This window comes from Azospirillum sp. ST 5-10, assembly GCF_051225715.1.
Lineage (GTDB): Bacteria > Pseudomonadota > Alphaproteobacteria > Azospirillales > Azospirillaceae > Azospirillum.
Window position 1 is genome coordinate 1 of sequence record NZ_JBPJSP010000059.1, and the last position, 13,185, is coordinate 13,185.

The following is a 13,185-nucleotide window of genomic DNA, read 5'->3' on the forward strand; positions in this document are numbered from 1 at the left end:
CAACGCCCGCCTGAACGGCGCAACCAGGGGGCAGATCCTCATGGCGCCAGGGGGGCAGTTCGGGATGTCGCTGGACACCGCAGAACAGCCACGCTTTCCTGCCAAGGGCAATGCCGCGCAGCCCACGCTCGGCGGAATTGTTCGTCAGGCATAGCCGCCCGTCGCCGAGGAAGCGGGTGAAACCGTTCCAGCGGGTCAGCATGTAGTCCATCGCCTTGGCCACCGGCGCATGGCGGGAGAGCCGGGCGCGCTCTGTCCGCATCCAGCCTTCCAGCGCGCCAACCAAGGCAACGCCGTGCTCCTGGCGCACCGCCAGCCGCTCGGCCGCCGGCTGGCCGGTCAAGGCACGTTCAATCTCGAAGATGGCGTCGATGCGCTTCACCGCCTCCAACGCCAGCGGCGCGATCGGCGGGGCGTCCTTGCCGCGCCTCTTGCTCGCGGCGATGTTGGCCAGCTTGAAGAAGCCCCGCCGAGCATGTGCCCAGCACAGCGCGGCGCCGATCGCCCCCGGCTTGCGGTCGGCCTCGTACAGCCGGTTGTAGCCGGCGAACGCGTCGGCCTGCAGCCAGCCGGCAAAGCCGGCCAAGTGCCGTTCAGCGTGCTCGCCCCTGCGGTCGCGCGAGTAGTGGAACAGCGCCGCCGGCGGAGCCCGGCCGGCAAACGGCCGGTCGTCGCGCACATACACCCACAGCCGCCCGGTGTCGGTCGCCCCCTTGGCCAGCACCGGCACCGGCGTGTCGTCGCCGTGCAGCCGCTCGGCCGCCATCACGTGCGCCGCGATCAGCGCGTGCAGCGGCGCCAGTGCCGCGGCCGCCGTGCCCACCTGGTCGGCCAGCGTCGATACGCTGAGCGGCACGCCCTCGCGGGCGAAGCGCTCGGCCTGCCGGTTGAGCGGCTGGTGCTGGCCGAACTTCTCAAACAGGATCATCGCCAGCAGGCTCGGGCCGGCCCAGCCGCGCGGCGTGGCATGGAACGGCGCCGGTGGCTGGCTGATCGTCTCGCAGTGGCGACAGGAGAACTTCTCGCGCACCATCTGGATCACCTTCCACTGGCGCGGGATCACCTCCAGCGTCTCGGTGATCGTCTCGCCCAGCTTGCACAGCTTGTCCGAGCCGCAGCAGGGGCAGGCCGTCGGCGCCGGCACAACGACGCGCTCGCGCGGCAGATGCGTGGGGAAGGGCTGGCGCGACGGCCGCTTGCGGGCGAAGGCCGCCACCGCGGTGGTCCGGGCCGCCGCCGTCTCGGCCTTCAGCTCGTCCTCGCTGGCTGTCGCCTCCAACTCCTCGAGCTGGAGTTCCAGTTGATCCAGCAGGCGCGCCTTGCGCTCGGAGCGCGTGCCGTACAGCTCCCGGCGCAGCTTCTCAATCTCCAGCTTCAGGTTGGCGATCAGGGCGTCGGTGTTGGAGGCCACCGCCTTGGCCCGGGCCGCCTCGGCTTCCGCGGCATCCGCCCGCGCCTCGGCCTGCGCCAAGGCGGCGCGCAGGGCGGCGATGTCGTCAGGCGGGGCGGCGGTCATGGCGCCAGTCTACCCGCGACCGTCCCAAAGAGTCGCCGCATTTCCGGCTGAACGGCGGCGTCGATTCACCGTGTCGCAGTCACCCGGCGGCCTCAGGCCTCCAGGTTTTCTGCGGGTTGCGCCAGTCGATGCCTTCGAGCAGATAACCCATCTGCCCGACGGAGATCGACACCGCACCGTCCACCGGCGTGGGCCAGATGAACCGGCCCCGCTCAAGCCGCTTCACGAACAGGCAACTGCCCTGGCCATCGTGCTAGATCACCTTCACCAGGTCGCCTTGCCGGCCGCGGAAAACGAACAGATGCCCGGCGAACGGGTCCTGCTGGAGAACCTGCTGGGCAAGCATGGCCAGCCCATCCATGCCCTTGCGCATGTCGGTGGCGCCCATCGCCAGATAGACACGCCCCCCGGCGGGAACCGAGATCATGGAGCATCCAACGCGCCGACCAGCCGGCGCAGCGTGGCGGGGGCGATGTCCTCGGTGACGCGCAGCACGCGGCCGTTGGCGAGCACCACCTCGACCAGGCCGGCACGGCGCTCGATGGGCGGCGTCTCCGGCGCCGACGGCGTTATCACAGGAGACGGCAAGCCGGCGGGTGTCGCCTCCAGGACATGGACCGGCACAAAGCCCGGCGCCTCGGCGGACAGTTCCCCACTCTTGAGCTGTCGGCGCCAGCGATAGATCAGGCTGGTGCACACGCCGTGGCGGCGCGCCACCGCGGCGACGGCGCCACGTCCGCCGTGGGCTTCGCCCACCAAGCGGATCTTCTCCTCGGGCGAATGGGTCCGCCGCCCGCCGGCGCCGGTGATGACCTCGATACGTTGGACTGCCACAGTGCAAACCACGCTGCTTGCCACGATGCCAAGCCAGCTACACCAATTGGCGCCGCCGACGTCCAGCTTTCAGCACGCGGCACACTGCTCCCGCAAGGCAGCCCACAGACAACGCTTACGACCATCGGGCAGCTCATCGAGGCACAGAGCCGCCGGCGCGCCGCCGCCACCGGCGGGGAAAGCCGCATCCCCATTGATGCCGAGACCGAGCGCTGCGTGCACGATGCCGGATTCTCGATGGACGCCGTCCTGCCGAAAGGGCAGGTCCTGGCGGTGCGCAAGACAGCGAACCTCCACACCGGCGGCACGCTGCACGACATCACGGACCGGCTGCACCGCCGCGTGGTGGACGCATCTATCGAGGCGGCCCGCGCGCTGGATATCCCGGTGGTCGGGCTGGACCTGCTGCTGCCCGACCTGTTCGGGCCGGAGCACCTGTTCATCGAAGCCAACGAACGTCCGGGCCTCGCCAACCACCAACCCCAGCCCACGGCGGAGCGCTTTCTCGACCTGCTGTTCCCGTACTCCGCAGTGTGATCCCCGCCCTGCCGGATCATGGACCCGGCGCGCCGCTGTGCAGTGGCGGCGCACCGGCCTCCTTCCCGCCGCCGTGGCCGGTGAAAGGACCCCTTGTCGGCAGGAGGTGAAGCGCCATATAGGCACGACCCGCCGGGAGCCGTCGTGGCGGAGAACGTCTGGACGCGGGATGGAGCAGCCCGGTAGCTCGTCAGGCTCATAACCTGAAGGTCGTAGGTTCAAATCCTACCCCCGCAACCAAATCTCTTCGCGTTGTCAAACGCTTATGCGCCGCCCTCCGGGGCGGCGTTTGCGTTTCCAAGACCCGTGGAAGCACTGTGGAAGCAAGAGAGGCCGAAGTCCTTCGTGCTTCCGCATGAGCAGTTGGGCTCAGCGCTCCTCGATGAAGACACTGCACTCCTTCGAGTAAGACATCAGATTGTCGATTCCCGCGGTCACGTCCCATCTCAAGTTGACCCTCGGCCCGTCATCGACGGTCTGAATCGTAACAACGCGGTCATGGAAATGGCGGTTGCGTGCAGAGCGGTGATGAAGTTCGGGTGTAACCGTTACGCCGGCAGACCGCAGCTCGGCGCGCAACGCGCTCGATTGCGATTGCGGCGTATCCGGCTCGCCATGATCGGGATTCCACACGACTGCGAGCCGCTCGATGTCGACGCCCGCTGACCCAGCGGCAGCGACAAAGCTCGCGAGGCGACGACGGTTATGTGGGCGAACGCCGCACCAGGGATCCTCGATTTCGAGCGCGACACGGCGCCCTGCTACGCCTTGGAAGAGCGGTGTGAGCGCTCGGGCGGTGCCCGGCCGGAAGCGGAAGACGCGCAAGCGTTCGGTGAGCCCAGCCAAAGGGCCCGGCAGCGTTCGGACGCTGTCCTGCACAGAGGCAAGCCAGCTGTCGCCTGCTGAGCATGAAAAAAGGTGACTGACCCCCTCCAATGGCCCGGCGAGAGCCGCCGCCGCGTCCTGCGATGCGTAGAACGCATCCACAGAGGCCTCTGCCCCGACACCCTTCAAAACAGACAGGCGAGGCGCATTCGCCACGGCCGAACCGTCAAGCGTGCCAAAGCGAAGTTGACCGGATCGCTCGTATGGCGCCAAAGCATAGGCAATCTCACGATCGAGGCCGGTCGGTGTACCCGCATCAACCGCACCCGGTGAAAGTAGATAGAGGGCATGCCTATTCGAGGCTTCATCGAGCCAGTTCCGCAATGCCCGCGCGCTTGTGAGGGCCTCGGACCGATCTTCGGCACCCCAAAGATCTGGCGAAGAAACGGCCACCAGCCCCGCTCCCTCAAGACGCACCCGCAGCGTCGCTGCCGCGGTCTGCGCTACCGGAACCGCCGCCTCGGGCGCATGAGCGGGTCGCGGTGTCGACTCCGCAAGCAGGCCGCGCAACCAGGCAAACACAGGATGACGATCGAACTGATCCCAATAGACCTGGTTGGAGTAGTCATTCAGGCACCGCGAGCAGCTCGTTTCGCAGGCTGCGCCACGAGGGCAATCCAGGACTGCGATCGCTCGACCCAGCAGCACGCGGGCGGAGAAGCGAGAATCGTCGAGCAGTCGACGACAGTAGCCGGCACCGCCTGGGACGGAGTCCGATAGGATGACCAGCGGGGCCGCACCGAGAAGCTCAACGGTCGCGCGGAGGTCTCTTGGGTCGGTTTCAAGAATGTCCGCTGCCGCAAGTCTCAGTGCCTCAGCCAACGTTCTAAGGAAACCATCACGGGCAGCCCGCCGTTCAGTTTCCGTGGGGCGATCAGAAAAGTCAGGAACCGGCTGATCGATGCGGATCCCCCGAAGATCCGTTTCGAAGACATGTGCGAGGTCCACGGGCCAGCGGAGGGATTCAACCCGGCACCGATCTCCGGTCCGCGGGTTCTCATGCACTGCCCGGATCTCGGCCCCGCCAAGTGCCTCTTGGGGCGCCGGTCTCGCATGCTCGCAGGACGGGCACCAAAGATAGCCCGCCCCCAGCGGCCCGCGGTTCAAGACGAGCATCCGTCCAGGCTGACTCCCCTCTGGTGCGATAGCCGGCGCGAAGAAATGCGTGACGCGTGCGAGGTCCGAAACTTGGAAGTCCTCAGGGCGGGCTCGCGTAAGGAGGCGCGCTTCGTCGACGGGGCGCACTCTCAGGCGGGTCGCGCCGGGGTCTCTACCCTGCCGGTCGGCATATGATGTCAGGAACCCCACGGGTTCAACGAAGGCACGGCGCGGGCCACTCGCCCGTGCGCCGCACTGAGGACAGTTCTCCCCAAAATCATCCCGCTCGTGATGTGTTTCTGCATGCTGGCACGTAGGACAGACGCGATGGAAACCACGTTCCATCCAAGCATCGCCGGTGCCTACCGTGGCTCTCCGTGCGATGCCAGCGGACGTCCATATCCGGCCACCGGCCACGACTTCGGCCCCCGGCGCATACTCAGCGATCGCCATTGCTGCGTCTCGATCAAGCTGCAACGCTCGATCATCCGAGGCGGTGCGAGCGCCTCGTTCCGTGACAATCTCTAGGTGAATCGAGTGAACCGGGAAGCTGTAAGTCGGTATGACGGCAGCACGCGACAGTGCCTCAACCAGGAATCGATCAAGATACCGACGCATGTCGCCCAAACGGCCATTCATGCGACCGGCAGCGCGGGAGCGGGCCTGCTCGTTCGCCTCCGGATCATCGAGCGCGGCACGTGCCGTTTCGTAGGCGTCATTGAGCTCACGCCAGCGAGCGCAAGTTGCCCGGATCCACCGCGTTATCTCTGCGCGCGCGTGCTCAGTCAGTTCGCCCGCGACAAGGCCGACATAATCAAGTCTTGCCGGGAGAGTGGACGCCATACGCTCGGCAACCGCACGTGCGGCAACTCCAGCCTCCGAAGCCAGCCATGTTGAAAGGTCTGCCAGAAGAGCTGTCTCAGCAGCCTCGTCCAAGCGCTCGCCCAGCACATCGCGCAGGCGCGGAGCACCGGTGCGCTCGTGGCCTGCCAAGCGACGATCCAGCCAGCCTGCCAGCAGGCATGAGACCTGATGCCGTCGGAAGAAGCTTGGGTTATCCAGTGTCAGATATGGGGCGGGGGGGAGTGCCTCGAGATAGCCACGCAGATCGTTGAACTGTGCTTGATCGTATCGGCCGGACCTCGCCATCATCAAAGCAACAGGTGCGGCCTGCGCGCGGCGGCCTGCGCGACCGGCGCGCTGCTGATAGTTCGCAATGCCTGGCGGGACGTTCCGGCAGAAAACCGCTTCCAGCTCGCCCAGATCGACACCCATTTCCATTGTCGTGGTGCAGCTGAGCAAGTTGATCTCACCCTGCCGGAACCGCTCCTCGATCTCGGACCGTTCCGTCGTCGATATGGCAGCAGTGTGCTCCCGAGCGATCCCGCTCAGCGGCTGCCCTTCATAACGAACGAGGTAATGGTTGCGTCTGCGCATCTCGTCCCGTTCTTCGGCTGAAACAGGAACTGTGCGTCCAGTACAGCGCCAGGCGGTACACACGCCCCCGAGATCGATCTGGCTGGACGCGCCGCAACTTTCGCAGCGGCGAAGTTCTCCTTCCGGAGTCGCAGCGAAACGCATGGCCGCCAAGTTCAGAACATGACCGTGTCCGCCTGGCAGAAGGAGACGGTGACGGGGCCGTGTCGCCTCTTCCCAGAAAGCCGAGAGAATGTCTCTCGCTTGGTCGCCTGGGACTCCAAGCCTGTCAATCAGCACCCACAGTGGCCGATTGGGCCGTCCCGGTTCTGAGAGCAACGTTCGCAGTCGGCGGCTCTGGTGCGTCCGCGACAACGACCACGAAATGTCCGCGCTCGCCAACCCCTCTCCCCATATGGACTCATCTGTTAGGTCAATGTTCTCCAGCGTGTTGATCGCTCTCGATTGCCGAATGAGGTCGAGCAGAAAGCGTACCAGGGCCGGCACCATGCCCCGATACTCAAGCGGAACCCTTTCGCTGAGTCGCTGAGCAATCCTCGCATCCCCCTCATATTGCACGGTGATGAGGCCGAGGGATTCAAGTGATAGCCGCAGTGGGCCACCGCAGAGTTCAGCTGCGATCAGGGCCATCAGGCGGTCTTTGGCGGCGCTGCTGCTCAGAGGTTCTGGATTGCGGCGATCATATAGCTTGAAGCCGGATCGCCTGAGCTGCGTCCAGACACCATCGCGCAGCCCCATGAGGTCCAAAGCTTCGTTGGTCTCTCGACGCAGCGCCTGGACCATAGCTGCACGAAGCGCTTGATCTCGAGCCGTACGCTCGAAGAATGGGGCGAAGAACGCCGCGTCCTGGCGGTTGTCCGCAAAGACGAGAAGGTTCCGCCCTTGCATCGGTGCTTCCGACGACCGCCCGTGCGGCGGAGGCAGGGCCTCGAGCAGTGCCTGCGCCGTTACCGACGCGAGCGCATCGTCACCAGGGTGGATCGGAGTAACAGGCTCAGCGAAGCGTCCGCCGGTCGCTCCGCAAGATAGGCATTTCCGGACGTAGCTGCGCCGTTCCTCGGCATCGTCGCGCATCGGGGCTTCGGCAAGGGAGAGGACGCCCTCCTCAGGGCCGTCGGCCAACTCGCCAGTGTCGGCGAAGAATTCGAAAGGAGGTTCCTCCTCAGGTTCCTCGTCCAGTTCGTCAAGGTCTATCTCTGTCGCGGCCTCTCCCGCCCTGATCAACCTCAAGACCCGGCGCCTCGCTCCGGGACTGATCTCGGGACGGGGGTGAAGCATTGTTCCATCGTCCCAGCCCTCGACGTAGGGCTCGCCGCAGTTGCGGCAGACGAGAAGGGGATAGGCCGGGGCACTAGTGATATGCATTCCATTGCGCGAAAGCCGAAAGTCCGACCAATTCTCGGCGTCGCTTGCGGATAGCTTGAGGGCGACACCCTCCACTCCCGAAGCAGCGAGATGAAATCGCGCAGGCAGAAGTGGAAACGCGCCTGGGACGGAAGGACGAGCCAGAACGCCCAACGAGATCAGAGCCGTCAGAGCTTTCCGCGCCGTCTCTCCGGGTTCCGACGCAAACACCCGCGCGGCGAGATCTGCGAATGGCAAAGCTCGCTCCTTGAGCCCGTTGGCCACGTCGCGAACCTGTTTGATGCCGGCTAGCTGCGTAATGAGCGCTTCGCCGAATGGCTCCGCAGGGTCGAGGACTAGCGCATCGAGGCCAGCGTCCCGCATCGCCTCATTCCAGTCTTCGGTCAAATAGTCGACATTGTCAGCTGCGAGGCATCCTTGATCTCGTAGCTCCGAGAGTATCCGGCCTGCTCTAACCCAGTCGGTCGCGGAAAGCTCTTGTGGTTCCACGCCGTCGGTCAAGGCTGGATGCAGTCGTCGTTCGGCGGTGATTACCGCGCCGTCTCCGCTGGGGAACGGCTCCCCGAACAGGTCTTCTGCGAAGCGTGCGAGTTCTTCCCGCCTCGCTGGATCGAGGCTTGCGGACGTCCCGACACAACGAATCTGCCCTTGGGGTATGCCGAGCCGCGCCTTCAGCTTTCGCAAGAGGAAAGCGACTTCGATCGCCTGGGCCCCCGTATAGGTATGGACCTCGTCGAGGACGAGCCAACGGACATCCGCCCCGGCAAGCAAATCTCGGTTTCGCGGCAAGAGCAGGATGTGCTCGAGCATGGCGTAGTTGGTGACGAGGATGTGCGGCGGGGTCTGAAGCATCTCGCCCCTGGCAAGAAGCCAGTTTCGCGGAGCATGTCGAGCGTCGGGGAAATCAACCTGAAAGGTGGGCGTGGCGATCAGCCGTCCTTCTTCGTCCGATCTCGTAGCATCAGAGCGCACCTGCCCGGTGAAGCGCCCGAGCGTGATGCCGGGGTCGCCAAGATCCCGAAACAACAGTCGGGCGATGCGATGCATCTGGTCGTTTGCGAGGGCGTTGAGAGGATAGACCAGAATTGCGCGGACACCGGGCCGCTCCAGTTCTCCCTGACGCAGGAGATCGTCGATCAATGGGAAGAGAAAAGACTCTGTCTTGCCCGAGCCAGTGCCCGTTGCGACCAGGTAATTTTCGTCGCGACCTATTGCTGCGGACTGGTGTAGGTGAAGCCGCCTACGCCAGAGGGATTGCCCCTCTTCGCTTTCGGAGAGTGCCGACCAAGCACCGTGCAGTGCCCCATTGCCCACCAGTTCTTCAATACTGCCGCCCTTCTCGAAGTCTGGCAGGCTCTCGACGAATGGGCCGCGCACCAATGCCGCGCGTGCGCATGCGTCGGCCACGGCTCGTGACAGACGGGGTGCCCTCGCTGACGACACTGCAGCGGCAGTTGTGATGTACCGCGCCAGCGTCGCACCGAGGTTGTCCTTGAAACGGATTGGGTCGAGTTCGGTCATGGACGTTCCTTGGCGATTTGCCAGAGCAATAGGTGGAAGGCGAAAAGCTCGGGGGCGAGGCGCAACATAAACGCAATGCTGGTGAGAGCTTGTGCTGGCGGCATGCCTGCCCGAGTGGAGACGGTGTCAACATACTCTGCCACCTCATTGAGGCGGCTTGCCCGCGCAAAGCCAGAAAGCAGCGCCGAGCCCCATAGATCGACCTGAGCCGGTTCCTCAGACTCCTGACTGCGGCACGGCGCGGGTGGACGAAGCTTTTCGGGTGCCAAGGTCCAGGCTGCATGCATCAACCGTTGCAGGGATCCTTGGCGGCGGCTGTTCGGCCCCTCTTCGGCGGTGTCATCGAGGAAGAGGCCGGCTGCGTCGAGCCGCTCGACCAGCCGGAGATGTGCAGCGCGCCAATGGTCGGGCCCGAGCAAAGGCGTACCACGCCAGAACCATCCTGCCGATGGGTCACCATCGACCAATGGCAGATTTCTGAAGAAGCGTGCTGGATCGAATCCCTCCAGTCTCGAGCCCTTGTCGCGCGCCGCCTGCAGGTTTCGGAAGGCCAGGTAGACTGTGGGATGGAGATGAGACAGCTCGCGTAGGCGCGCTGTATTGAGTGTGGCGAGCGCGGCCATCTCGGCGACACCAGGATCACCGGACGCCGCCAGAGCGGCGAATGCCTGCGGCGCTGCAGCGTATAGATCCGGAGCGAATTGCAGAGGGTGGAGGATCGGCACCCAGCCGGGTGCCGCATGGTCGGGAGGCGGCAAGAAGGCCGCTCGCATAACGGCTCCATCGCCACCACGAAGTTCTCGTAGCCGACAGCCGAGTTCCTGCCAGCGTGGCACCAGTGTGCGCTCCAGCGTCGGCCAGCACTCTGCTGCGTAGCAATCCGACAGCCAGCGGCTGAGAGCCTCGAACCGACGCTGAAGCTCTGCGTCCTGCACGAATCCGTCTGCCGCCGAGTTGGCAAGGGCGACGGCGAAACTGTCGCCACGCGAGTTGCGCAGCGGTCGCCAACCATCGCGTCCTTCGGGTCGGATCAAGAGCCGGGCCAGACAGGGACCGTCATCAAGCCAATCGGTATCGACGGTCAGTTCGAGCCCCTGCGCGTCGCTTTCGCTCACTTCGGCATGGAACCATTCCGGCCGCCGTGTCGCCACCGGCCTATGTCGAAGGGCGGCTTCGGCGAAAACGACAGCGCCCGTTTCGTCCTCGACCTCGACAGCCACTGCATCGACCGGCTCTCCGAATTTCAGCTGCAGTCGGATCGCGCTGCGAGCGGGAAGGAGGTCGATTGCCTGCGGCGCCAGTGCCGCGACCAGTTCGAATAGCAGGGCTTCCGAGCCGTTTCCGCGCTGAAGAAACACCCGTTCATCGGAGGCGGGAGCCAGAAGGTCGCGAACAGCAAGACTGCGGGTCAGCCCCCCATAGAATGGCCGCTCTTCGCGTCTTCCACGAATGATCAGCTGTGCCTTCTGGTCAGGGCATCGGATGCTGATCGTATCGAAGCGGTCGTCTTCACCAACCGAGAGCCGCGTGCCAAGCGGGAGCGGGGCGACACTTCCCTCAGCACGGCGCCTTGATACGGTGACATCGGGCCAAGGCAGATCAAAAGGAACATGTACGCCTTCGATCTCGAATACGACCCGTGCAACGCTGTATCCGCCGCCGGGCTCAAGGCATAGACGCCCTTGGTCGTCACGACCGACGTGTAGGCATTCATCCTGTACAAGGTTGCGGACTTGGCGTTCGCTGTGGAACACGATGCCGTCTGAGCCGCTGAAGCCAGGCCACACCCATGCGGCAAGCGCGATCCCAGACCCATGAGAGGCGGCACCATCGGCGCTTGGCGCCATCAGTTCCATGCGGAGGCGCACCGGGTCTGCTGCCTCAGCCTCTGCAAAGCCGGCGAGCACCTCTTCCATCCCGACATCACCAAAACCGTCATCTGAAATCGGCACCTCAATGAGGCGCGACTGCACGCCGAGTGTGACCCGTACCGCGCGTGTCTCGGAGCGTCCCAAGCCAGTTTCGATCCGAAGGCGTGCAGAACGCCCATGAAGTGCGCCCCGTGGACCACTTGCGATTTCGTCTCCTGCCAAGGAAAGGCGTCTTCTCGGACGGGCCTTGAGACCCGTTTGCAAGCCGTCAAGGTTGAGCACTACAGGGCGCGGCCCAAGTACTGCGAAACCGACAAAACTATCGGCTTCCGATTCAAGAGCGGGTTCCCCTGCTATCGAGAATGGCGCCCGTGCCAGGATAACGATGTCCGTTGAGTCCAGTTCGATATCGACCGAGCCTCGTGGGATCTCGCGCAGATAGTGACCGGTGATCCTGTCAAACGCGGCACATCCCCCTTGAGTGAGGAACTCTAGTTGCCCGGTCTGGCCAGAGATTTCCCAACGGAGCTCGTGGGGCCAGGGCTGAGGTAGTGTCCAGTCCTCGCCACCGCGCAAACGGAGCGGTCGTTGCGCGCCATCGAGCCAGAGGCGAATTCGCCCCTCGCTTCGAGGCAGTCTCAACACAAGCCCACCAGATTGCCAATGGAGCCGCGGCCGCGGTGCCAGCGCCTCGCTTCCTCCTCGGCTCGATGTTGGCCGCGTTTCTTTCAGTCTCTGGTCAAAGGCTTCCTTGAAAGACCTCTCGAACTCGATTGCAGGGACGAAGGCCTCTGGGTCTTGGCGTATCCGTGCAAACAGGGCTGCATGCCAGGCAGTCTCGTCCCAAAGGATCGCACGGCGAAGCACGTTGACCGCAGGAGGGAGAAAATACAGTGCATCGTCTTCCCAGCGGTTGAGCAGCACTGTCGTTTCGACAGGGGGCGGGCCAAAGGCTGCTTCCTGTCTCAGAAATGCGTCGATCAGATGTGGAAGTTGCGCTTGGCTTACGCCGGCATGAAGAAGGTAGACATCGACATCGCGATCAAAGCCTCGGGTAGGCAACCCGAACCGGTCGCAAACCGCACAGAATGAGCGGAACAGCACCTTGCGATGCGGCTGGTAATCTAGCGGAACTTGGAGAATGTCGGCGATGTGTGGGTATACCGCATGACCGGCGTCTCCATATCCTTCGCTTAGAGAATGGGTGACAAGCCATGCCGCGAGGCTTGGAAAATCGCGGAACAACGCTTTCAGCCTGTCGGGCCGACCGCCCAAGAACTGTCGCGTGCGCTCAACGGCTCGCTCTCGAGCTTTCTCATCTAGCGGAAGGAGCCCAATGAAGGGCGGAGCCCCAGCTTCTTGGCGACGTCTGCTGATCAAGAAGTCCGCGGTCCTGCAGCCCACAGCACACCTTTCCCTCTTCCCTGCCCGCCGGCCGCGAGCCCGCTTCACGGTTGATCCCCTTGTGGATAAGGAGTAACAACTCGCAAATCCGCGAACAAGCGGATTGACAAGGAGATGAAGCGATGAACCGGCCATGTCCGCCGACGGTGTGACCTTCGGCCATGAGCTTCCCCCGCGAGAGTGGACACCGGATTATGCAGCCCGAAGCTCGGCCTGCTCTGGGGTGATGTAGCCGAGGGCTGAGTGCAGCCGTTGGCGATTGTAGTAGCCTTCAATGTAGGCGAACAGGTCCCGCTTGGCGGCGTCGCGCGTCGGATACCGTTGGTGATGGACGAGTTCGGACTTCGCCGTTCCGAAGAAGCTCTCCATGGGGGCGTTGTCCCAGCAGTTCCCCTTGCGGCTCATGGACTGAACGATGCCGTGATCCTTCAGGGCCTTGCGGTACTCCGCCGAGGCGTATTGGCAGCCGCGGTCGGAGTGCTGCAGCAGACCGGGGGCGGGGCGCTGGCGCTGGATCGCCATGGTCAGCGCCGCCAGCGGCAACTCGGTGCGCAGGTGATCACGCATCGCCCAGCCGACCGCCTTGCGGCTGAACAGGTCCAGGACGACCGCCAGGTACAGCCAGCCCTCGTCGGTCGGCAGTGGAGTAGGAAGCGCTGAAGCGCTTCCCCTCCCCGAACCGTACGTGCACCTTTCAGTGCATACGGCTCTCCATTC

The 13,185-nt window shown here is 64.4% G+C and carries 6 protein-coding genes, 1 tRNA gene and 1 pseudogene; 2 read left to right on the forward strand and 6 right to left on the reverse strand.

Annotated features, from left to right (window positions below; genetic code table 11):
- The 3 genes and pseudogenes from tnpC to tnpA form a co-directional block, all read right to left on the reverse strand.
- Positions 1-1,516 (reverse strand): IS66 family transposase (gene tnpC, locus ACSBPG_RS31455; protein WP_435541208.1); only part of this gene is annotated, 1,516 nt, incomplete at its 3' end.
- Between the two features lie 79 nt (positions 1,517-1,595).
- A pseudogene (tnpB, locus tag ACSBPG_RS31460) lies at positions 1,596-1,943 on the reverse strand (IS66 family insertion sequence element accessory protein TnpB).
- Positions 1,940-2,350, reverse strand: a complete 411-nt coding sequence (tnpA, locus tag ACSBPG_RS31465) for an IS66-like element accessory protein TnpA (protein ID WP_435541209.1) — start codon at positions 2,348-2,350, stop codon at positions 1,940-1,942. The pseudogene tnpB and the gene tnpA overlap by 4 nt, the downstream one beginning before the upstream one ends.
- On the opposite strand from tnpA, the gene ACSBPG_RS31470 reads away from it, so the two are divergent.
- Entirely contained in the window at positions 2,339-2,887 is a 549-nt protein-coding gene (locus ACSBPG_RS31470) for a hypothetical protein (RefSeq protein ID WP_435541210.1), read from the forward strand. The two genes, tnpA and ACSBPG_RS31470, sit on opposite strands and share 12 nt — an antisense overlap.
- A gap of 163 nt (positions 2,888-3,050) precedes the next feature.
- Positions 3,051-3,127, forward strand: a tRNA-Met gene (locus ACSBPG_RS31475).
- Positions 3,128-3,256: 129 nt separating this feature from the next.
- Here the strand turns inward: ACSBPG_RS31475 and ACSBPG_RS31480 are convergent.
- From ACSBPG_RS31480 to ACSBPG_RS31490, 3 genes are all read right to left on the reverse strand, one after another.
- On the reverse strand, positions 3,257-9,193 hold the full coding sequence (locus tag ACSBPG_RS31480; RefSeq protein WP_435541211.1) for a DEAD/DEAH box helicase: 5,937 nt from the start codon (positions 9,191-9,193) through the stop codon (positions 3,257-3,259).
- On the reverse strand, positions 9,190-12,339 hold the full coding sequence (locus ACSBPG_RS31485; RefSeq protein ID WP_435541212.1) for a hypothetical protein: 3,150 nt from the start codon (positions 12,337-12,339) through the stop codon (positions 9,190-9,192). The genes ACSBPG_RS31480 and ACSBPG_RS31485 overlap by 4 nt, the downstream gene beginning before the upstream one ends.
- Positions 12,340-12,660: 321 nt before the next feature.
- On the reverse strand, positions 12,661-13,185 hold a 525-nt coding region (locus ACSBPG_RS31490; protein WP_435541213.1), incomplete at its 5' end, for an IS3 family transposase.

Bases quoted from the DNA above. Each gene is read 5' to 3' on its own strand.
- ACSBPG_RS31480 (WP_435541211.1), bottom strand. From the start codon at position 9,193: ATGACCGAACTCGACCCAATCCGTTTCAAGGACAACCTCGGTGCGACG.